This is a genomic window from Planctellipticum variicoloris, assembly GCF_030622045.1.
In the GTDB taxonomy this organism is placed as follows: Bacteria; Planctomycetota; Planctomycetia; order Planctomycetales; family Planctomycetaceae; genus Planctellipticum; species Planctellipticum variicoloris.
On the sequence record NZ_CP130886.1, the window covers coordinates 3,557,939 to 3,580,414 of the forward strand.

General features: G+C 63.8%; 15 protein-coding genes and 1 pseudogene. 6 read left to right on the forward strand and 10 right to left on the reverse strand.

What is annotated here, in order from left to right; all coding sequences use genetic code 11:
- Positions 1-125: 125 nt before the first annotated feature.
- A complete protein-coding gene (locus tag SH412_RS13715) occupies positions 126-3,380 on the forward strand; it encodes a serine/threonine-protein kinase (protein WP_336524081.1) in 3,255 nt (1,084 codons plus the stop codon).
- A 123-nt stretch (positions 3,381-3,503) separates the two neighbouring features.
- Here the strand turns inward: SH412_RS13715 and SH412_RS13720 are convergent, their stop codons facing one another.
- Positions 3,504-4,205 (reverse strand): hypothetical protein, encoded by a 702-nt coding sequence (locus SH412_RS13720; RefSeq protein ID WP_336524082.1) that lies wholly within the window; start codon positions 4,203-4,205, stop codon positions 3,504-3,506.
- A 203-nt stretch (positions 4,206-4,408) separates the two neighbouring features.
- On the opposite strand from SH412_RS13720, the gene SH412_RS13725 reads away from it, so the two are divergent.
- A complete protein-coding gene (locus tag SH412_RS13725) occupies positions 4,409-5,398 on the forward strand; it encodes an alpha/beta hydrolase (RefSeq protein WP_336524083.1) in 990 nt (329 codons plus the stop codon).
- A gap of 89 nt (positions 5,399-5,487) precedes the next feature.
- Here SH412_RS13725 and SH412_RS13730 read toward each other — a convergent pair whose 3' ends face one another.
- Both SH412_RS13730 and SH412_RS28615 read right to left on the reverse strand, forming a co-directional pair.
- Positions 5,488-6,660 (reverse strand): hypothetical protein, encoded by a 1,173-nt coding sequence (locus SH412_RS13730; protein ID WP_336524084.1) that lies wholly within the window; start codon positions 6,658-6,660, stop codon positions 5,488-5,490.
- A gap of 12 nt (positions 6,661-6,672) precedes the next feature.
- Positions 6,673-6,966, reverse strand: a pseudogene (locus SH412_RS28615) (hypothetical protein); the annotation flags it as partial.
- A gap of 183 nt (positions 6,967-7,149) precedes the next feature.
- Here SH412_RS28615 and SH412_RS13735 point away from each other — a divergent pair.
- Entirely contained in the window at positions 7,150-7,293 is a 144-nt protein-coding gene (locus SH412_RS13735; protein WP_336524085.1) for a hypothetical protein, read from the forward strand.
- On the opposite strand, the gene SH412_RS13740 is transcribed toward SH412_RS13735, so the two are convergent.
- A complete protein-coding gene (locus SH412_RS13740; protein WP_336524086.1) occupies positions 7,287-8,618 on the reverse strand; it encodes a tetratricopeptide repeat protein in 1,332 nt (443 codons plus the stop codon). The genes SH412_RS13735 and SH412_RS13740 overlap by 7 nt on opposite strands.
- A 442-nt stretch (positions 8,619-9,060) precedes the next feature.
- Here SH412_RS13740 and SH412_RS13745 point away from each other — a divergent pair, with 442 nt between their 5' ends.
- Together SH412_RS13745 and SH412_RS13750 are read left to right on the forward strand one after the other, a co-directional pair.
- Positions 9,061-9,645, forward strand: coding sequence for an RNA polymerase sigma factor (locus SH412_RS13745; RefSeq protein ID WP_336524087.1), 585 nt, complete (start codon positions 9,061-9,063; stop codon positions 9,643-9,645).
- Positions 9,596-13,039 carry a protein kinase domain-containing protein gene (locus SH412_RS13750; RefSeq protein ID WP_336524088.1) on the forward strand — a complete coding sequence of 1,148 codons (3,444 nt, stop codon included), beginning with the start codon at positions 9,596-9,598 and terminating at the stop codon, positions 13,037-13,039. The genes SH412_RS13745 and SH412_RS13750 overlap by 50 nt, the downstream gene beginning before the upstream one ends.
- Before the next feature lie 8 nt (positions 13,040-13,047).
- Here SH412_RS13750 and SH412_RS13755 read toward each other — a convergent pair whose 3' ends face one another.
- The 6 genes from SH412_RS13755 to SH412_RS13780 all read right to left on the reverse strand — a co-directional run bounded on the left by SH412_RS13755 (position 13,048) and on the right by SH412_RS13780 (position 21,119).
- Complete coding sequence (locus SH412_RS13755) at positions 13,048-14,919, reverse strand: thiamine pyrophosphate-dependent enzyme (protein WP_336524089.1); 1,872 nt, start codon at positions 14,917-14,919, stop codon at positions 13,048-13,050.
- Between the two features lie 40 nt (positions 14,920-14,959).
- Positions 14,960-15,925 carry an ACP S-malonyltransferase gene (locus tag SH412_RS13760; RefSeq protein ID WP_336524090.1) on the reverse strand — a complete coding sequence of 322 codons (966 nt, stop codon included), beginning with the start codon at positions 15,923-15,925 and terminating at the stop codon, positions 14,960-14,962.
- Between the two features lie 104 nt (positions 15,926-16,029).
- Positions 16,030-17,250 (reverse strand): sulfotransferase family protein, encoded by a 1,221-nt coding sequence (locus SH412_RS13765; RefSeq protein ID WP_336524091.1) that lies wholly within the window; start codon positions 17,248-17,250, stop codon positions 16,030-16,032.
- A 119-nt stretch (positions 17,251-17,369) separates the two neighbouring features.
- Entirely contained in the window at positions 17,370-17,945 is a 576-nt protein-coding gene (locus tag SH412_RS13770; RefSeq protein ID WP_336524092.1) for an indolepyruvate oxidoreductase subunit beta, read from the reverse strand.
- Positions 17,946-18,192: 247 nt separating this feature from the next.
- Positions 18,193-19,650, reverse strand: coding sequence for a DUF1501 domain-containing protein (locus SH412_RS13775; protein ID WP_336524093.1), 1,458 nt, complete (start codon positions 19,648-19,650; stop codon positions 18,193-18,195).
- Positions 19,651-19,787: 137 nt separating this feature from the next.
- Positions 19,788-21,119 carry an MFS transporter gene (locus tag SH412_RS13780; protein WP_336524094.1) on the reverse strand — a complete coding sequence of 444 codons (1,332 nt, stop codon included), beginning with the start codon at positions 21,117-21,119 and terminating at the stop codon, positions 19,788-19,790.
- Between the two features lie 331 nt (positions 21,120-21,450).
- On the opposite strand from SH412_RS13780, the gene SH412_RS13785 reads away from it, so the two are divergent.
- A complete protein-coding gene (locus tag SH412_RS13785) occupies positions 21,451-22,446 on the forward strand; it encodes a DUF3500 domain-containing protein (RefSeq protein ID WP_336524095.1) in 996 nt (331 codons plus the stop codon).
- Positions 22,447-22,476: the final 30 nt, after the last annotated feature.

The following is a 22,476-nucleotide window of genomic DNA, read 5'->3' on the forward strand; positions in this document are numbered from 1 at the left end:
CATTCGACATTCCGCCTTCGACATTCGACATTTCTTCCCCTCTTCGCATTTTCCCTGAGGCGCGCCGCCCCCGCCCGTCGCATCTCTCTACGAGTCCGAGTTATGCTGCTCGTGGAGACCCGTTCATGTCCGACACCAGTCCCCCCCAATCTGCGATCCCCGCAACCGCCCGGCCGGAGGTCGATCCGCAGTCGGTCGAAGGTCTGTTTCTCACGGTCCTGGCGATGGACTCCCCGGCCGAACGCGCCGCGTTTCTGGACCAGGTCTGCGGCGACGACGCCCCTCGCCGCCGGCGAATCGAGGCCCTGCTGCGGGCGTACGATGACGCGGGCAGCTTCCTCGAACATCCCGCGACCCCCGTCGGCACAGCGGACAACTTCGATTTTCTGGAGCCCGCCGACAAAGCCGGCTGTATCGGACGCCTCGGTTACTACGAAGTCATCGACGTCATCGGCCGGGGTGGGATGGGGATCGTGTTTCGGGCTCTCGATCCCCGGCTGAACCGCATCGTGGCCATCAAGGTTCTGGCGCCGGAACTGGCCGCCAATCCGCTGGCCCGGCGACGGTTTCTCCGCGAGGCCCAGGCCGCGGCGGCCGTCAGCCATCCGCATGTCGTGACCATTCACGCCGTCGACGAAGCAAAGCTGCCGTACCTGGTGATGGAGTGCATCGTCGGCCAGTCGCTGCAGCAGAAACTCGACCAGGTCGGCCCGTTGAGGCTGACTGAAATCCTTCGCATCGGTTCTCAGATCGCCGAAGGTCTCGCGGCCGCTCACAGGCAGGGGCTGATTCACCGCGACATTAAACCGGCGAACATCCTGCTGGAAAATGGGGTCGAACGGGTCAAGATCACCGACTTCGGCCTCGCTCGCGCGGCCGACGACGCAGCCATCACGCGGACGGGGGAAGTCTCCGGAACGCCGCAGTACATGTCCCCCGAGCAGGCGCACGGCGACAAGGTTGACCCGCGGAGCGACCTGTTCAGCCTGGGCTGCGTCCTCTACGCGATGTGCACCGGCCGGTCGCCGTTCAGGGCGGACAGCGTCGCCGCGGCAATTCGTCGAGTCTGCGATGACACGCCGCGACCGATTGCGGAGATCAACGCGGAAATCCCCGCGTGGCTGATCGATCTGGTCGACATTCTGCTGGCGAAGCAGCCGGAGGACCGCTTTCAGACCGCGGACGAAGTGGCCGTCGCACTGGAGAAGTGCCTGGTCCGCGTCCAGCGACCGGGAGATTCGAGTCCCCCCACCGCTTCGCGCATCAAAGAACCGCGTCGCATGGCAGCGAATGCCGCCGTCGCACCGAGTTCGTACGGTCTATCGGACGTGACCTATGCGTCTGGCACAGCGGCGATCATACTCTTTCTGGGACAGGTTTTGTTTGCCGGCGCATTCGGACTGGTTGGCGGGCTGGAAATCCTGTCGTGTTCCTTCGACCTGCCGGATCCGAAGCTCTTTATGGCCCGACTCTCGGGGGCTCTCGGAGCGATCTTTCTCCTCAGCACGGTCGGATTGTGGCTGAATCCGGCGACGTCTGGCGGACGATCGGTCGCGCTGACGATCGCCACGCGATTCGCGATCTTCTACGCCATGTGGTTCGGTTTGTTCACGTCCGTAGTTGTCATTGGGGAGTGGAATACCCAGGAAGATGAACCGCTCCTCGTTGTGCTGGGTGTCGTCGGACTGTCGATCGTTGCGGCGACGGCGTTCCTTCTGGGCCGTGCGACGTCGAGCGGAACCGAACCGGCGACCGAGCCGCGGAAGGCCGGACGGCAACTGGCGCTGCTCGGAATCGGCGTCTGGGCGCTGTTGCTGACTTGGTTCCTGGGAATTGCAATCGGGGTGCTGCGTCCGCCGCGGTTTGAGTCGCCGCTCCATACGGCCGCAGGACCGCTGGGAATCGGACTGGTCTGGGCCGGCGGGCTGCTGCTGGCGGCGGGGATGTTCCTGCAGAACCGGATTCTGGGGGCCGCGCACTGGCTGTACGTGCTCCGGATCGTCGGCCTCGGCGCCCTGATGGTCGGCGGGCTGCTGGCGATTCTGTCGCTGCTGTACTTTTTCGGCGAGGCGATCAGCCCGAGCCCGGTGGAACTGACGATCGTCCTGGTTGTCGTGGCGCTGGCAATCGTGATGTATCGCCGGATCGGCAGGATGCCTCTGACAACCGGCGGCACTGCCGCGGACGCCACGCGACGCGAAACGCCGGCGCGACCCAACCGGAACTGGCTCTGGACGGCGTTGATTGTGTTCTCAGTCGTCTGCGTGGCCCCCTGCCTGCTGGGGGTCGCATATCTGTCGCTGTCGTATTCCACGGTTGAAGTCCAACGGATGCCCGGGGCGACGACTCCGCAAATCTCGGCTGCCCCCTCAGACGCAGCCGGGGCGCATGACGGCGGCGGAGCAGCCATGATGGGGATGCCCGGGATGGCCGGCGACATGAGCGGCATGATGGGGAGCCCCGGCGGAACGATCGACGAATCGCAGTGGGGGGCGATTCTGCTGGACTTCGGGACGGCTCAACGCTCACCGGCGAGTGCGCTGCCGGGCGGCATGATGGGGATGCCGGGCATGGCAGTGGGCGCTTTCTCGTATTCGACCGACCGCGCCGTCCGTCTGCGGCCGACCGATACTGTTCCCGGCAGGATCTCAGAGAAGGACGCACACGTTCGGAAAGAAGGCGAGCTGGTGTATCGGGCGCATCCGCTGACGGACCCCGGCATCTACCGGATCGCCCCCGGCGAATACGAAGTGCAGCTCTTCGACTGGTCGTACGGTTGGGCGCTCGGCCGCGACGTCGCCGAGACGGCGCCGCGAACGCCGGTTGCCCCTCAACGCCCGGCCGCCATGCGGTCGCTGGGAACAATCCGCGTCCAGACCGGCGAGATTGTGACCGTCTCGGCGACGCGAGATGATGTCACGGGGCTGATTCGAGGCATCCTGGCGACGACGCCCGACATGCACGAGACGCAACTGGCTCAGTTCTTGTGGAATGGCGAGATGTTTGTGCTCTCGCCTCAGCAGGCGAAAGTAGTCCGTTACCTGTTGCAGCGGAGTGCCGCTGGCGAGGTCGAGACGACCGAGGCGGAGCTGCGCACGGGCGCAGGTCAGCAGCTAACATTCATTCGAAAGTCTGATTCTGGAGAACCGGAGACTCAGATCGTACCTGTTGACACACCCATCGAGCAGATCTTCAACAACGGCCGGCATCCGGCGTGGGGGACGCTGATCGTTCCGGGTACGCAGGTGGGAACTTTCGCGCTGGGGCCGTTGAAGCTGCCGCAGGGGACGGTGCCCGCGGTGGCCGTGCCGGAGAAGGAGCCGGAAGATCTCCCGGCGGATGCCACTCTTCCGGAGCTGAAGCTGGATGACGCGCGTTGAATAGCGGCCGCCCAGGGCTCACGCCGCTGGGCGACTGTAATCCACCCCTGGCGGGGCTCGGGAGACGTCGTCGGTGTGTCGCCTGGTCTCCCTTTCGACATTCCGCCTTCGTCATTCGACATTCTACGGCAGCAGATCCGGCAGCTTCGCCTCGGCGTTCTTGCCATAGTCCAGCAGCTTGAGATCCACGTCGATTTCGTTGCCATCGGTCGTCCGGATCTTCAGCTTCGCGCCGGCCAGCCCGAACGGAACCTCCTTCTGCTGAAGAATCCGCCAGTCGCAGCGGAAAGTCCCGTCGCCAACCGCAGGTTCCGATTTCCCCGTGAAAACGTCGCACTTCAACGATTTCCCCTTGCAGTCGATCGTCTGCGGTTCGGACTGCCGCTTGACGTCCGACGTCGCGCCGGTCAGCCAGAGATTGGTAATCGCGTCGCCGGCAATCCCGTCGTACATTTCAATGGGATCGTTCCCGCGCTTGACCCACATCCGGACCGCTCGACCGAGCGCATCCTTGTTCGGACCGAAGCCGTCGACCGGCACCAGGATCCGATGCACCGACTGCTGCAGGTCGCCGATCTGGTCGAGTGACGTTTCGAGAATTCGCAGATCCCGTCCGCCCTGCTGCCCTTTACCGACCGAACGGACCGACCATTCGACCGTGTGAGTCTGCCCCGAGAATTCCACCTTCATCTCAAATTTGGACCACGCGCCGTCTTCCGGAAGCGTCGCCAGCAGGGGCACGAGCGTCGGTTCGGCCGGAGCGTCGACTTTTGCATTCGGATCGGCGGCTGCGAGAGCGGCCAGCAGGGAAAGTGCAAACAGCATCAGTAGGTCTCCTCAGAAGGGCGGGGCTGCAGCCAGTGACGGTCGCTGGATGCTACCATTTTTCGCACAGGCGTCACTCCTCTGGTCGCGGAATCACGCCCGGCAGGTACAATCGGAACCGTCGGCAAGATTGACAGCGACCCGGCCTGCACAAGCAGGTCCAGGCCGCGACATTTCCCGTTTCCACAGAACGAGGTCACTCAATGCGATCGCTCTCCGTGCTGGCTCTGGCGGTGTTCTGCGGGCCGATCTTCGCGGCGGACGAACCTGCGCAGCCGACGGCCCAATCCAGGGCCAAAGCCAAGGCAAAGGTTGCGGCTGCGATTCTGCCCCCGACGATGGCCGATGTGGCCTACGGGCCGCATGCCAAACAGGTTCTCCACTTCTGGAAGGCGGAAAGCGACAAGCCGACGCCGCTGCTGTTCTTCATCCACGGCGGCGGCTGGCAGGGAGGCGACCGGACCAGCGGTCTGACGGCGATGCTGCCCGCGTTTCTGAAAGAAGGGGTCTCAGTGGTCTCGGTCGAGTACCGGTTTATCCGCGAGGCCATGGCCGACGGCGTCGAACCGCCGGTGAAGGCGCCGCTGCACGACGCCGCCCGCGCTTTGCAGTTCGTGCGCAGCAAGTCAGGCGAATGGAATATCGACAAGACGCGCATCGCCGCCTCGGGTGGTTCGGCCGGCGCCTGTTCGAGCTTATGGCTGGCCTTCCACGACGACCTCGCCGACCCGCAGAGCAGCGATCCCGTCGCCCACGAGTCGACCCGGCTCCTGTGCGCTGCCGTGAACGGCGCCCAGACGACGCTCGACCCGCAGCAGATGAAAGAATGGACCCCCAACAGCCGCTACGGCGGCCACGCCTTTGGAATCTTCAAAACGGAGAACGGCAGGAGCGTGGCCGATTTCGCGCAGTTCCTGGAGAAGCGCGACTCGATCCTCCCCTGGATTCAGGAATACTCCCCGTACGCCCTGGTGACGTCGGACGATCCGCCGGTGCAGCTCGTCTACGGCGCCCCGCCGGCGCTGGGCGAGGACCAGAAGGACCCCACCCACACGGCGAACTTCGGCGTCAAGCTGGCCGAGAAGCTGAAGAGCGCCGGCGTGGAATGCGAGCTGGTCTACCCCGGCGCACCAGACGTCAAGCACCCCCGCGTGCAGGATTATCTCATTGAGCGGTTGAAAGCGGAGCGGTAGGGAAGGGGGGGGGCCAGTTTTCCGAGAGAACAAAGCGCAGGCGACCGACTGGTCGCCTGCGCTTTCAGTATCATGCCGTATCGCCCGAGCTACGCCGCCTGAGATTTCTGCAGCCGTCGTCGACGCCAGGCCCCGACCGCCATGCCAAGGCCGGCGCAGCCGGCGAGGGCCAGGGAGGTCGGTTCGGGAGTGACGGTGCCGTCCGTCGGCGGCGGTACGAACGCCGCGTGGTAGTCGAGGTACAGGCTTCCGCCGTCCTGATGGACGCCGAACGTGCCGTTGCTGAAGACGTTCCAGAAATCGGCCGTGTTGACTTCAAAGGCATTCGCATCGAAACCGGTGATGCTGCTGGCGGTCAGGAACAGCCAGTGGTAGTCGGCGAAGGGATCGAAACCGGCGAGGAACCCCGCCGTCGACGAATCGGACAGCGTCGCCAGGTTGATGATGAACGGATCGGCCGGGGTTGCGGTGAGATTCAACACGCCATTGATGAGGATTCTGTCCCAGTCGACGCCGGCCGTGCCGGTCGTGTTGAGCACCTGCAGATCAAGATTGCCGCCGCCCCCCCAGGTCTGATCGCCGTTGAACGTCATCGTGCCCGGGCTGTTGCCGGGGGCGAGGGTGGTTCCGTCGGCGATGGTGAGCGATCCGTTATAGACGCCGCTGCCGGCGAGAACGGCGCCCGGACCGAGCGTCAGCGTTCCGGCGTTGTTGAACGTCCCGTTGTTGATCAGCGTGCCATCGTGAAGATCGAGCGATCCGGCGGACCAGATCTGCGCGACCCCGCCCGCGTTGATGAGAATCGAACCGCCGTGATCGACGGTGATCTGGCCGACACCGCCCGCTCCCCCATTGGAGCCGCCGACATAGAGATTTGTCGTCTGCAGCGAAGCGCCGGGGCCATCGATGTTCACCGTGCCGTGGCTGCCGGCTCGTTCCGCGATATAGGTGTTGGGAGCCGTGGCGACGCCACCGGCTTGAAGGTTCAGCGTGCCGGTGCCGTCATAGCCGATGGAATTCGTCGAGTTGGCGTGCAGCGTAGAGCCAACCCCACTCACGTTGGCAACGCCTGAGCTAGTGTTCCGAAGGCCAAAATAATTGTAACCCGCTGTGGCCAGCCCCCCATTCGCGACGTTCAGTGTGGCAGTGCCGGACCAGCCGACGAAGTTGCTTGAGCTGACCTGCAGCGTCGAACCGACGCCATCCACGGTCCCCGTACCGGTGCTCCCGGAGTTGTCGCCGAAGTACAGGGCACTCGCCACCGAGGCTACTCCTCCGTGGGTGACCGAAAGCGAACCCGTTCCGGCAAGGCCGATTATGGCCAAGTTCACGTTGAGCGCCGATCCCATGCCATCAACGGAAACCGCACCCATACTCCCCGAATTATGTCCTACATTTAGTTGTGAGCCGGACGCGGCCCCGCCGTTCTGCACGGTCAGGCTTCCGGAACCGCGGTCGCCGATGAGATAGGTATATTGGATTTGCAGGCTGGAGCCCGGCCCATCCACGGTGACTGCCCCGACGCCTCCCGGATTGTAACCGAGCCACCAGTGGCTCCCACTTGACATCCAGGTGGTGCCGTTTGACAGATTGATCGAGCCATTTCCGTTTTCCCCAGCGAGGACACCCCCCGATGTCACGGTCGCGGCATCCGCATTCAATGTCGCCGTGTTGCCGTACCCGACAGATACGCCTAGCCCTGCATAATTCTTTGTCCCGGTCCAGTTCGTCGTGCCGGCGGGCAGAAAGACTTGCCCCTGCACCTCCTGCACTACGGCCAGCGCGGCCAGCAGGCCGAGACCGATGGTCGCCAGCCGTGCCGGCTGGTGTTTCTCTCGTTTCAATTGCATCACAAGGCCCCCAATTCGCTGTCGCACCACAACTGTCGCTATTGATCCCGCGCAGGATCTTGCGACTCATTCGCACCGACGGGCGTCGCCGCCTGTTCGCGGACGCGCGTCCTCTCCACCCACAAGCCCGGTTGTTCCAGGGCTTCCAGCCGCCATTTTTCGGCCTCGGCCGTGCGGCCCTGGGCCGCCAGCAGACGCGAGACGTAGTACCGGGTCGCCGGGGCTGGGGTCGCCGCTGTCAGCGACTGCTGCAGGAGCTTCTCGGCAGCGGCCAGATCTCCCAGACGAAGCTGAACCCAGCCGGCGGTCGCCAGCGCGGTCGCGCGGTCCGGAGACTGCTTGAGATTGACCTCCGCCAGTTGAGCGGCCCGCACGCGCAAGGCTTCGTCCGTCCGCTCAATCAGCACGAGCGCCAATTGATTCGCCGCGGCCCAGTCGGCCGGATTGTTTCGTTGTAACGTCGCGAAGAGGTTCTGCGCCGCGTCGAGATCGCCGCGACAGCGGGCCGCCAGTCCCCGAAGAAACTGTCGCCGGGGATCGGCGGCCGAATCGCCGGGCATCGCTGCCAATTGCGTCTCAGCCTCTGCGGCGCGATCGCGTTCGATCAGCCAGTGCGCGAACTCCAGACGAATCGGGACGTCGACGATGTCGGACGCGATGGCTTTACCGAACCAGGCTTCGGCGCGCTCGTCGTTGCGGCGAGCGAAAATCAGGGCCACCAACGACTCCGCGGCCGGCGTTTGCGGGTCGATCTGCCGCGCCTGGCGGAACAGCTCGACGGCCGGTTCGATCTGATTCTGAGCCAGCAGCGCCCGCCCCAGCCCCAGTAAGGCCGGAGCGGACTTCGGCTCGCGCCCGCTCCAATCGCGGTAAATCTGCTCGGCGGCGGTCCAGTCTTCCCGGCGTTCGGCGGTCTCTCCCTGCCGCTGGGACAGTTCATTGCGAAAGGCCGTCAGTCGCTGTGCGTCCCATTTCGTCGGCGGGGGCGTCGAGGCGGCGTGTTCGAACTGCAGCCACGCATCGGTCAGCCGTCCCTGCTGCAGCGCCAGTTCGCCGAGCGTGACGAAGACTTCCGGTTCGGCCGATTCCGTCATCGCCAGCCGGTCCAGTCGTCGCAGCGCCTCCGGCGCGTTGCCCGATTTGACCAGCAGCCGCGCGAACATCAACTCCGCGGGGGGCAGCGTCGGGGCCAGTTTTCGGCCGGCCTGCAAGGCGGCCAGACAGTCCTCGGGGCGGCCTTCGCGAAAGTGAGATAAGGCCAGTTCCAGTTCGCGTTGCGCACCGCTGACCGTGGTGCGGACCTGCAAGAGTTGCTGCGTTTCCGACTGATCCGACGTCAGCGGTCCGGTCCATGCCGTCTGCGCAGTCACGGCAATGGCGACTGCGAATCCGAAAACGTGGGCAAGGCATCGGCGGCGACCTGCGAGCAGACGGAATGGATACGGAACCAGCATTGTCACAAAGCCGCCTTGCGGAAGGGAAAAACCAACGAAGACCCGCTGCGGGGCCGTCGCCGGCCCGCATGGCTTCTCTCCACCCCTGAAATGGCGCTCCGCGGGCGTTTTTTTCGAAATCCGTGCGAGTTCGGGAGAACTTCTCTCGCGATTGGCCAAAATCGTTCCGTAGAATTCGCGGCCGGGTGAGGTGAGTTCCTGACAGCAGTCCTGTTCCGCCGTCACACAGGCCTGACGGCGGGCACAGCAGGACTGCACAGCGCCCGGCCGACGCGGTCTTGTAAGATTCTGCGAATTCCGCGCGTTTTTCCGAAAAACGCCACGTGAGGCGACATGCATGTTGAAGAAGCGGTTTCGAATGCGCTGGCCGACGACCTGGCGACACCTCTTGGCCGCCATGACCAATGAGAGGGATCACGCGTCGTGGTCGCTGTTTTGCGAACGGTACTCCGCCGTGTTGCACCAGTTCTGTCGCGCGCGGGGCCTGCAGTCGGCCGACGCCGATGAGGTCGTGCAGATGGTCCTCATCGCCGTCAACCGGCAGATCAGCCGCTTCGACTATCAGCCGAACCGCGCACGATTTCGCTTCTGGCTGATGAAAGTTCTCAACCGCAGCATCTGGAAGGTGCGTCACCGCCGTCGCGAAGATTTCCTGGCCGAACCGAATGGTCTGGAGCATCCGGGCGGAGACGATCTGCTGGAGTTCGGCGAAGCCGTGTTCGAAGTCGCCGTGCAGCGGGTCCGGCCGGAGTTCACACGCGAAGAATGGGAAGTCTTCGAACGGACCTGGCGACGGGACGAACCGCACGCGCTGGTCGCCGATACGCTGCAGCGGCGGATCAGTTGGGTTTATCGCACGAAGTTCAATATCCTCCATCGACTGGAAGAGCAAGTTGTCCTCCTCTCCGCAGACATCGCCAGCCCCGGCGGACTTACCGGCTGATCTCTGCCCGCAAGGGGATCGGCTGGAGGCGTTTCTGGCGGGTGCGCTCGCGAGTGACGAGGCTGTTGAGTTCAGCCTGCATTTCGACGAGTGTCCGCTGTGCCTGGCCGCTGCGGAAGCGCGGCTGAGCAAGGCCGTCTGGTCCGACGTACTCGTCGAGCCATTGCCCCCGATCGACGCTGCAACGGGACGGCCCGAAGACGATACGGCCCCCAATGCGACGTCTGTCGAAATCGGCGGGGCAGCGCCGTCAACAGCCGGGCGACTGCTGGCGGACCGCTACGAACTGCGCGGAACCGTCGGCATGGGGGGCTGCGGGGCGGTGTTCGCCGCGTGGGACCGCGTACTGCGGCGCGAGGTCGCCATTAAATCGCCCCATTGGCAACTGGGAGAGAACCAATCCGTCCGGCGGATGTTTGTTGCGGAAGCCCGCGCCGCGGCCCGCCTGAGCCATCCCAACATCGTACCGGTCTACGAAGCCCGCATTGAAGACGGCGAAGAGTGTTTTCTCGTTTCGGAGCTGATCCGCGGCCCATCGCTCCTGGAATGGCTGGAGACGAAGTGGTCGGACGGCGACGACGTCGGCATCCGTGACGCGGCGCTGCTGATGGCGGCGCTCGCTGACGGAGTCGAGTTTGCGCACAAGGCTGGCGTCCTGCACCGCGACCTCAAACCGTCGAACGTGATGCTCGCGCCGACGCCGGCGGGGGAGTTGTCGTTTACGCCCCGCATCACGGACTTCGGCCTCGCACAACTGTCGGATTCTGCGACGAAGACGACGGCAGACGGCGGCATACGAGGTTCGTTGCCCTACATGGCGCCCGAGCGGTTCACCGGCAGTCACGAGATTCGATCGCCCAGTGATGTCTACGCCCTGGGCGTCATTCTGTACGAGCTGCTGACCGGGGAGGCGCCGATTCAGGCTGAGACGCCGGCGGGCCTCGTCGCCGCGATTCCGGTGCAGCCGATCCCGCGACTGCGCGGCCGACGGTCCGATGTTCCCCGGGACCTGGAGGCGATCTGCCTGAAATGCCTGGAGAAACTGCCGGCGCGGCGCTATCCGTCGGCGGCAGCGCTGGCGGCGGACCTGCGGCGATTTCTGGCGGGAGAAGTCGTCACGGCCCGGTTGCCCCACGCGGGAGAACGAGCCGCCCGCTGGATCGCCCGTCACCCCGCCGTGGCGGTCGTGATGACGACAATTGCCATTGCGGCGACGGCGTTCGTCGCGCTCCTTGCATACGCCAACGAGCAGAAGACAAGCCTGATCGGGAAGCTGGAGACTTCCCAGACGGAATTGCGGGGGTCGAATGAGCAGTTGAAAACCGCGTTACAGACAGCCGACGCCATGCGGCATCAGGCCGACGCCATGCGACGTCAGGCGGACCGGATGCGGCACATGGCGGAGCGGCAGCAGCGCGCCACGCAGGAAAGCCTGTATGTCAGTGAATTCCGCCGGGCGATGCAGGCGTGGCAGGAACGGGACCTGCCGGCGGTGCAGCGGATTCTCGACGCGCTCGACGGTCCGGCGTTCGCTCCGTTTCGGGGCATCGAATGCGACTGGCTGCGAACGAAGCTGGTCCGCCCGCACCGCGAATTGACGCGGATGCCGGGAGCGATTTATTCGATCGCCTTTTCGCACGACGGCGAGCTGCTGGCGGCGGCCGGGAAGGATTCGGTGGTGCGGCTGGTCCGGTACGCCGACGGCGTCACGGTCCGCGAATGGCCGACGGAGCAGCGGGAAGTCAACCGCGTTGTGTTTTCGCCGGACGATTCCCGCGTCTGGACCACCGGAGACGACGGAACCGTGTGTCAATGGGAGGTCGCGACCGGGAAGGAACTGCTGCGCGTGGTCGCGCATGCGCCCGAGCAGGCGCACGATCTGGTGGCGCCGCCGGAAGAAAAGGATCTCTTGATCTCGACAGGCACTGACGGTCGGGTCTGCTTCTGGAATATCAACACCGGTATTGAACGAGGAGCGATGCAATTCCATACGGGGTCTGTGATCGGACTCACCTACGAGGCAAAGAATCGCCGGTTGCTCACCGCTGGTCGCGACAGCAAACTTCGCATTTGGAGCATATTTCATAAAAAATTCCTGGGGGATACAGAGCCCCCTGGAATTCCATTGGCCAGCGCCGGACTGCGGAACGGAGGCGGAGTCATAATTTCACTGCAAGGGTTGAAGCTGGCCTTCTGGCAGCCTTCGGCGCATGCGCTCTGTCTCAGTTGGGGACTCGTCGATGAGGTAAAGGTTCTCATCGAGCATCCCACTCAGCCTCGCGTTTACGCAATTGATGTCAACGGCGTCTTGTATGAGGTGGCCATTCCGGCTGTCGAAGATTACGTCGTATCGCAGACGACAAAAACGGCTGCTGCGAAACTGATCACGCGTCTGCACAGCGGCCGAGTCTACGCGGTCCACATCTCACCGGATCAGTCGTCGCTGGTGACGTGCGGCGGTGACGGCACCGTTCGTAGCTGGCCGTTGGAGACGCTCGATCCGCAGGCTATCACGACAGTTGCAGCGATTCCAAACGGAGGTGAGTTGTCGGGATTCTCCTCCGACGGATTGACGTTCGGAATGATTGACAAAAACGGCCTGACCGAGTTCGACTCTCGCACGTTACAGCCAGTTCAAGAATATCGGCTGACGGAACGGACCATCCGAATCAAATCCCTTCGCTTACCTGACGGCCCGTTACTGGTCCTCGAACGCGACGCTGCCGGTTGGTGCTGGCTGGTCAAGTATGCCCCGCCTTCTTGGGCTAAAACCTGGGAAGTCCGAGTGCATGGCCCCGGCAACAATCCTCACGACATTGGGGTTGATGCACAACTGGGGCTGGTCGTCATCAATGACTTTAAGGATCGGTACTGCCAGTTCATTTTCACGGACTCACTGGAACAGGGAGGGCCGCTGCGTCTGCGAGTTGCGCCCGATCATCTTGCAATCAGTTCTACCGCATCCCAATTTGCGCTGAGCCAGGAACGTGAAATCGTCGCGTTTGAATCAACATCCCGTCGACAAATCTGGTCGCAACCTACTCCGGCGGGAATTCATCGCCTGCATTATTCCCCAGACGGTTGCTGGCTCCTTTCGGTGACCGGAGACCGCGTGATTCGAAAATGGGACGCCACAAGTGGCCGATTCCTTGGCGAAATGAGCGGTCATCGGTCCAAGGTGAACTGTCTGTCGCTGTCAGCCGATGGTCGTACTCTCTTCACGGGCGACGATGGCGGCGAGATGCAGTTCTGGCATCTGGAGTCCGGAGAACTATTGGGAAAGTTTGACTACGAACTGAATGGTATTCATGAGATGGTGCTGTCTCCCTCCGGAGACCGGCTCGTCACCTGGGAGCACGGTCGACAACTGCATTCCATTCCCTTGCGACCGTAAGCCGCGCATCACCGCGACATCGGCTGGGCTTGCGGCTTCCAGGCGTTCAGGTTAACCAGGTCCTGGCTGACCGGGCGCGGCTTCAACGCGTCTTCCGGGCACAACTGCACGCACAGCGTGCAGCCCACGCAGAGGTCCTGGTTGATCTTCGGCGCGAACCGGCCTTCGAACTCCTGCGGCTCGATCGCCACGCAGCCGACCTGGAAGCAGTCGCCGCAGCCCGTGCAGGCCTCGGCGTTCCAGTGGGCCCGCTGCACGGGGGGCTTCGGCTTCAGCAGCAGGCAGGGAGCCCGGCTGATCACGACCGCCGGTCCCTCGTGCGCCAGGGCTTCACGCAGCGTGGCCTCGGTCTCGTCGAGATTGTACGGATCGGCGACGCGGACCCACTCGATCCCCACCGCCTGGACCAGCTTCTCCAGATCGATCCCTTTGCCGGCGGAGTTCTGCCCCTGCGCCTGGGTTCCGTTCCCCGAGTGTCCCTGCAGACCGGTCATGGCGGTCGTGGAGTTGTCCATGATCAGCACGGTCCCCTGACCGCCGTTATGGACGAAGTCCAGCAGCGGCGCCAGGCCCGAATGCAGCAGCGTGCCGTCGCCGATGATCGCCAGCGTTTTGCCGTGCGAATCGCTCCCGAGCGCCTTCTCCATCCCCAGCGCGGTGCCGATGCTCGCTCCCATGCAGACCACGGTGTCGATGGCGTTCCAGGGCGACAGCGAGCCGAGCGTGTAGCAGCCGATATCTCCGGCCACCGTAACTCCCAGACGGGCGATTGCGGTATAGACGCCCAGGTACTGGCAGCCGGCGCAGATCCGCGGGGATCGCGGCGGAATCTGCTCGTCCCCCTTTTCCAGCGGCTGCGGCGTTCCGCGGGCCAGGCTCCGCTCGATCCGCTCCGGCGACAGCTCGCCGACGCGCGGCAGCCAGTCGGCCCGCTCCACTTTGACTCCCAGGGCCCGGATTTGCTCGTCGAGGAAGGGGTCCAGTTCCTCGATCACCAGCAGCCGGTCGACTTCCGCAGCGAACTTGCGGATCAGCCGGGCCGGCAGGGGGAATGTTTGTGAAAGCTTCAGAACGGAGGCCTCGGGAAACGCCTCACGGACATAGCAGTAGGCCATTCCCGCGGTCACAATTCCCAGTTCCCGGCTCCGGAGTTCGCTCCGATTGAATTTCGACGCCTCGGCATGTTCCGCCAGGGCCTGCATCCGGTTCTCGATGACGGCGTGTCGCGCCAGCGCCTGGCGCGGCAGCAGCACGAACTTATCGAAGTCCCGGACGAACCCGGTCGCCCGGGGCGGTGTCGCTGGCGGAGCACCCAGTTCGACAACGGTCTTCGAATGACACAACCGCGTCGTCAACCGCACCAGTACGGGCGTATCGAACTCTTCGCTCAGCTCGAACGCGTGCTCCATCAGGTCCTTGATTTCCTGACTGTCGGAGGGCTCCAGCATGGGGAGCTTCGCCGCCCGCGCATAGTGCCGGCTGTCCTGCTCGTTCTGCGAGCTGTTGGCCGACGGGTCGTCGCCGACGACGATGACGAGGCCGCCGTTGATTCCCGTGTAGGCGGACGAGAACAGCGGGTCTGCCGCGACGTTCAGGCCGACGTGCTTCATCGCCACCAGCGCCCGCGCTCCGGCGAAGGCGGCGCCCAGGGCGACTTCGAAGGCCACCTTTTCGTTGGCGGACCACATGGCCTTGATCGAACCGTAGGTCGCCAGCGACTCCAGAATTTCCGTGCAGGGGGTTCCCGGGTAACTCGTCGCGACCGTCACTCCGCTCTCGTACGCTCCCCGGGCCACCGCCTGATTGCCGGACAACAGGACCCGCTTGGCGGTCGTGGGAGGGGAGGTGATGGAGGAGTTGCGCGTACGACTCGACGCCATAGTCACCGGATCCGCACAAGAAAGGGAAGGTTGTTTCAACTCAGGGGGCAGCATCAAGACAGTCTGTTGCGGTGCGAATCGCCGCGGTCGGAATGATAAACGAAGCCATGCTCGTGAGCAGCGTGCCCGGCCCCACTTCCAGAAATTGAGACGTGCGAGTATGACAAAGACTACGAAAGCTGGATTCCCACCGCACCGGTCTTGTCAAAAAATCCGAAAAAAAACTGCCGAGTTCCGCTCCGCTCCCCAATTCCCCGGCGCTGTCGCACGCCACGAACGGAATTGCGGGATCGGACCAGGCGACAAGGTCCAGCCGGGGTTTCAGCCGCTCGACCACGTCCGCCAGCCAGGGGGTATGGACCGCCCGGTTCGTGGGGAGACGTCTGGCCTGCTTGGCGCCGAGCGTCGCAGCGATCTGCAGCACCCGATCCACTCCTTCCCCCGGACCGCCGATCACGAACTGCGCCGGCGAATTGAAGTTGGCCACCGAAACGCCCGAGTGCTCGGCTGCCAGCGACTGCACAGTCGCCTCGTCGAGTCCGATGATGGCTCCCATCGTCAGGTCGCGACCATCCACCAGTTCTTCGAGGAGTTGTTCGACGCACGTCACCAGTTCCAACCCGGTCACAAAGTCGTAGACGCCTGCAACCCATGCCGCAGCCCAGCTTCCCAGGCTGTGCCCGAGCACGGCTGCTGGACGCAGCCCTCGCTCGCCGAGCGCCGCTGCGTAGGCGCAGCTCAGAACGTAGATGATCTGGGCCTCCTGGCGCGCGGGGACGAACTTCCGCCCGGAACCTTCCAGGCAGACCGGTTCCAGGCGATACCCGAGGATCTCTTCGGCCTGGGCGATCAACTGCGGAGCCGCGCCCGGCCGACCGAACAGATCGTGCCCCATTCCGACGTGGCGGCAACCCAGGCCGGGGAACAGCCAGGCCGCTCGCGGCGAATCATCGCCGTGCGCCGCAGCAGCCATCGAGGACGCGGAGAACCGCAGGGCGTCGGTCATTCCAGGCAGTCGCTCCGTGGGGTGTCGATCTCGCGACTGCAACTCAACGCTCAAGAGCCGGTTCCATGTCTGTGGCGTTCGAGGTCTGCCGCTGCGCCCGACGACTATTGCACCTGCTCCAGCGTCTTCGAACTCGCCGCCGGGCTGCAGTCCGCCGAAGAGGTCTCCGGCAGACCGCTCGGATAATCGTATCGCTCGAAGGCGCCCCGCCAGCGCGTATAGATGCGGCGTTTGAGCGCTTCGTCCATTTCGAACTGGTTCTTGCGGAATTTCCGGTGTGAGTCGAGTTGGCCGCGCAGCTTCGTTTCCAGCGATTCGAAGCCGTCAAACTCCAACTGCTCGTAAAGCTTTCTCAGCTCCCCGATCGGATCCAGCTCCAGGTCTTCGAATCGGAGTTCGTGGAACTGATCCGGCGGCACCAGATGCCGGTCTGCTTCAAACACTCGGAACAGGTGATCGTACATGACGCAGACGTCTTCCTCGGCCCCTTCGTGGCGCGGGCGGCCGAGCGAATTCGACTCGAACAGCCGTTCGCGCAGGTACAGGGACGAATTGAAGACATCGTACGGGTTGCGGACGATGTGAATGAACTTCGCCTGCGGAAAGAGCTCCAGCAGCAGCCGGATCCGGTAAGTATGCGTGGGGGACTTCAGCAGCAGACGCTGTCCCGGCGTCGGAGCGCCATGGGCGTTCTTCCTGCTCCGGAGCGCAACCTTTTTTAAGAAGGTGACAAAGGCCTTCTTCCAGCGCTCGCGCTCGGCGGGCGTCAGATCCTGCAGTTCGAAAAACCGCTCGTACTTCTCCCGCTGGCCCTGGTAGGCCAGCATCATGTACGGCGACATGGCCGTCAGATTGCAGAGGGCGGTTTCGTCTTCCTGCGGCGCATCCCAGGCGACCCGGATATTGTCCATCGGGCGGGTCTTCGGCAGCATCCACCGCGTCAGGGGCGCCACGATCGGCTCGGTCAGCAGGCAATGATGCGGCGAGAGGATCTGGTAGAGATTCGGGCAGATCAGCCGCGGATCGTGGGACAGCAATTCGTGCAGGAGGGTGGTGCCGCTGCGCCAGTGCCCCAGAATGAAGACCGGCGGCTGCTCGAGTTCGTAGCGTCGCAATTCGGCGCCGTACGCCAGATATTCGACCAGCTTCAGGACCGAATTGCTGACGCTCATCCCTGAAACCAGCGCCAGCCGCAAGGTCTGCCGCACATGCACCGGCGGGCGCCCCGCCAGCAGGCGAATCCAGGTCGGAACGTCCATCCCCTGCCAGATGCTGAAAATCCCCTGCGGAGAGCCGAATTTTTGGGGTTGGCGGTCGACCGACATTGATCATCCCGGGAGGTCTGCGAAGTTTTCCGACGACAGAGTGACCGATTTCTTAAGAAACGGCAACGAACAGCCGCTGCGTCCCGGAAAACGGTCGCCGTGTCCGGCCAGTCATCCGGTCACAGAGCTTTCCGACGCCCCGCGACGAACATTTCGTGATTGACGTCCCGCCCCCCCTTTGAAGTCGAGGTCTCAATCGCCTCGTGCCAGTGGGCTTCGTCGATGTCCAACCGCGTCGACAGGACGCCGAGCATGAAGAAGTTCAGGCTGCGGGGGCATTCGGCCTGCTGCGTCAGCTCTGTTCCGGCGAACCAGACCACTCGCGGATCGTCCAGCTCCGGCAGCTCGACACTGGCGGTTGGTTTTGCGGGAATTGGCTTGCGCCACAGGCGGTTGACCAGCGCCGTCCCCTCGGCACGCAGGAATGGCAACTGCTTGAAGGCCTCGTAACCCTCCAGCGACACCAGCAGGTCGACGGCTCCGTGGCCGCGATGCGGGGAGTACAGCCCTTTCCCGATGCGGATCTGGCTCGATACGCTGCCAAACCGCTGACTCAGACCGTGCATTTCGCTCTGGCGGACGTCGTACCCGGACAGCAGCGCCGCCTGGGCCAGAACCCCGCCGGCCAGAACCACTCCCTGGCCGCCGACGCCGGCAATCAGAGTCGTCAGCGACGCACTCTCGGAGACGATCATGGCTGCAGACTCCTCGAAATTCAGCGACGCCGGCTGGTCGTCCCACGAAACCTGACCGTTGCAGAAATGCTGCCGAACTTGAGGCAACCGTTCTACTCTCCCGGCGACGCGAATGAAAGGACGCCTCCGACTTCGGCCAAGTTGCTTGCCATTCGCCAGCCGAGATCCGATCCGTCCGCGGCGGCCGGCAGCACCCGGCGGACACGCCGGAAACTCCGGTCGACGGCCCGAAACAAGCTCGGAAACGTCAGAACAGCCCTGCGATCGGGGCCGCATCGTAAATGTGATGCGGACGATTGAGATCGTCGTACCAGACGGTAGTGTCGGGGAGGCCGAGGGCCGCGTACATCGTTGCGGCCATGTTTTCGGGCTTCTGCAGGTCGCTGGCGGGGAACGCGCCGATGGCATCGGAGGCCCCGACGATGCGACCTCCCTGCGTGCCGCCGCCGGCGAAGAAGACCGTCTGCACGGCGCCCCAGTGGTCGCGGCCCGGCAGCTTGTAGTGCTGCGGCAGGTGCGTCACCTTCGGGGTCCTGCCGAATTCTCCGGCCATGACGATCAAAGTGCTGTCGAGCAGACCGGTTTCCTGCAGGTCGTCCAGCAAGGCCGCGAGCGCCCGGTCGGTGGGGGGGAACAGCTTGTCCTTGAGATGCGGGAATGCTTCTCCGTGCGTATCCCAGGTTTCGTTGTTCCCCAGATTGACCTGAACGAAATTGACGCCTGCCGCCACCAGGTTGCGGGCCATCAGCATGGACCAGCCGAACGAATTCCGGCCATAACGTTCGAGCGTCTCGGGGCGCTCGTTTCGGACATCAAGGATCTTCTTGACGCTCGGGTCCGCGAGGAGCGAAACGGCGCTCCGCCGCGATCGGTCAAACGAATCCGACGCGCCGGTCAGGCCGTGACGGCCGCGCTGCTGTTCGACATCCCTGAGGAGCGCCAGCCGTCGGTCGAAGCGATCTGTCGACACGCCTTCGCGCAGCGTCAGGTCTGGAATCTGAAATGCACGCTGGCCGCCGAAAACCCCCGGTCGATCCTGATGGTCGAAGGCGTAGTCGGGATAGGCTCCGTAACAGTACGGATCGTAGGGAGCGGCTTCGATGAACCAGGGATCCCGATGCGGCCCCATCTCTCCGCCGAACTGCCCCGGCAGCACGCGGCGCGAGTAGTGAATCAGCCGCTCGGGCAGCACGACCGCCGGCGGCAATTGATTCCGGGGGGCGGTCGTCGCACCTGCCACGGCCGCGATTGAGGGCCAATCGGAGGATTTTGGCGACGTCGGATCAAATCCGGGGGGGAGCAGCGTCCGGCCGGTCAGCATGATCATATGCCCGGCCGAGTGATCGTTGGTCGGATGCGACAGCGACCGGCAGAGCGACCAGAGGTGGCTGCGTTGCGCCAGCAGCGGGAGATGCTCGCAGATCTGCAGGCCGGGAGTCCGTGTGGCGATCGGACGGAATTCTCCCCGGATATTGTCCGGGGCGTCGGGCTTCATGTCGAAGCTGTCGTGCTGGGACAGGCCGCCCGACAAGAAGAGGTAAATCACCGATTTTGCCGGCGACCGTCGCAGGGATTGAGATCGTTCCCCGGCCTGGAGCGTCGCAAAGCGATTTGCTCCGACAGCCAGCAGGCTGCCGGCCCCCGTCTGGAGCGCAACCCGGCGGCTGATGGGCTGCGGGATCTTTACAGGCACTGGATCCGGCATCCCTTAACTCCCGGCTGGACCGGAAAAACCCTGATCGAAACCCTGTTCATAGCGGTTCGATCATCGCCTCGCAATACCCGTTGCCGATGCGTTGACGTTTTGTGCACCCCTGAAGTCGGAAAGCAATGTCGACTCATTTACAGCGCCGCCGTGGGGGGGAGCTCCGGTTCCATCTCCAGTTCGGAATCAGGCGGAGCGCTGGAGTGCAACCGCAACGCCGACTCGAACGTCCGCTGCCACTTCATGTAGTACAGCGCTGTGCAGATCAGGCCGAGCAGGCCGCAGACGAGAAAGACGCGATTGGAGGGCATCCCGGTTCGCTTCACAGCCAGAAACAGCACATTCCCCAGAATGATCGCCACGAACGAGAGGCAGCTCCAGAGCCCCAGGACTCTTCCTCGCTGCTCTTCGGTGGAGAGAACCTGCGTCATCGTCTGCAGCGGCACCATGTAGAAGCCCGCCAGAAAGCCGGTGACAGCCAGTCCGATGGCCACCAGGGGAAAGTTCAGAGGAAGAATGCCGAGGACGAAGTACATCAGCGTGGTACCGACGGACCCGAGAGCGATCAGGCCAGGTCGGACGGCGTGCCCGGAAACCCGGCCGGCCACAAAGTCGCCGATGCCGATGGCGACGCCCAGCACGGCCATCAGGCCGGCGGTCTGCGTCGCGCTGATCTGCAGCAGGGCTTTGTAGTCCGGCAGGATCAGCATCGCGACCCCCCCGACGATGAAATAGAAGAACGACCAGGCCGCCATGACCTGGGCGAGCGGCGTGCCGGCGATCTCCCGCCATGTTTCGATGTACGGCTGAAACAGCCGCATCTGGATCTTCAAGCCGGGATTCTGGGCCTTGAGTTTTGGAATTCCAAAGGACGTCGCGGTCCCAACGATGCCGACGATCAGCACCACCAGCCCCGGGAGCCAGAGCAGGGGCTTGGCGTCGGGAAACTGAACCGGATCCGGGGCATAGGCGTCGTACAGCGGTCCGCCAACCGCGCAGCCAAGGATGACCGCAATGTACGTAAACATGTTGATCGTGCCATTGGCACGGCTCAGTTTCCGTTCGTCGAGAATCTCCGGAAGAATTCCATACTTCGCCGGGCCGAAGAACGCGCTTTGCGTGGCGATCAGAAACAGGCTGCCGAGCACCAGCCAGAGATTGACCAGCCACAACCCGGCCATTGCGACCAGGGCGATTGCAATTTCCCAGACCTTCACCGCGACGCAGACGTCGCGTTTGCTGAAGCGGTCGGAGAACTGCCCGGCGAACCCGGAAAACAGCACGAAGGGGACCGCCAGGCAGAGGGACCCGATCGCCTGCCCCCCTTCTCCCAGCACGTCGGCCCAGATTCCTCCGGCTGCGACTCCGAAGATGACCACCTGTTTGAGGATGTTATCGTTCGCAGCACCGCAGAATTGCGTCGCATTGAGAGAGACGAACCCGCTGTGGTGCGTTTGAAGGTTTGACACGAACTGCGCCTCGGCCGCGGGACTTGTACGTCCCGGTCATGGAAGAGAAGGGGGGGACGATGAGATAAGCTGCGGAAGTCAACGTAACGTACTCATTGAGCCGTTTCAGGGAAAGATCAGACGACTCCCCGACACCTGCGTGGGTAAATTCACAACGACCGCAGGCGTCGCAGATCCCGGCGTTTTGCACGAGAGGGTCTGGACAGGTTGAGCTGCAATCGACAAGATCGATATTTGCCAATTGTCGACTGGCGGGGTGGAGGAGCGTTTTCGTCAGACCGCTCGTCGACTGTGACCGCGACCTCACGTTGATTCAGCTCAGGAGACTGTCATGAAGCGCCATTCCCCCGCGTGTCCCGATTGTGGTCCCGTCGATCGTCGGGATTTTCTGAAGTCGGTCGGCGGAGTCGCGCTGGCGGGGGCCGCCAGTTCCTGGCTGATGCCCGGCGCCTATGCCGCTCCTACGGCTTCGAGCGCTGCGGAGACGACCGTCGGGCGGTTTTACGCGTCGCTGTCTGACGCGCAGAAGAAGACCATCTGCTTCCCGTTCGGCGACCCGCTCCGTCAGCGGATCAACGCCAACTGGCACATCACGAAGCCGACGATCGGCAACGATTTCTACAGCGCCGACCAGCGTAAACTGATCGACGAGATCGTCCGCAACGTCACCTCGGCCGAGGGCTACGAGCTGCTGACGAAGCAGATGGACGATGACAGCGGCGGCATTCAGGACTACAGCGTGGCCGTGTTCGGCGAGCCGGGCAAGTCGGCGTTCGAGTGGGAGCTGACCGGTCGGCATTTGACGCTGCGGGCCGACGGCAACAGCGTCGACCAGGCGGCGTTCGGCGGTCCGATCGTCTATGGGCACGGCGAAGAAGACCCGAAGGCCAACCTCTTCCACTATCAGACCACGCAGGTCAACGAGGTCTTTCGCGCGCTGGACGCGAAGCAAGCCGGGAAGGCCCTGGTCGACAAGGCGCCGAATGAAGCGGCCGTCGCGCTGCAGGGGGAATCCGGAAAGTTCCCGGGAATCGCCGTCAGCGAACTGTCGGCCGACCAGCAGGCGCTGGTCACGCAGACTCTCAAGGTGCTGCTGGCCCCGTATCGCCAGGAAGACGCTGACGAAGCGATGGCGATCCTGAAGGCAACCGGCGGCCTGGACAAGCTGCACATGGCCTTCTACCAGCAGGGAGATCTGCAGAACGACAAGGTGTGGGACATTTGGCGCGTGGAAGGCCCGGCGTTCGTCTGGCACTTCCGCGGCGCCCCACACGTCCACGCCTACATCAATATTGGCGTAGTCGGCTCCGCCAAGGCCGGCGGCTGAATGGATTGAGTATGCCGGAGACGGACAGGC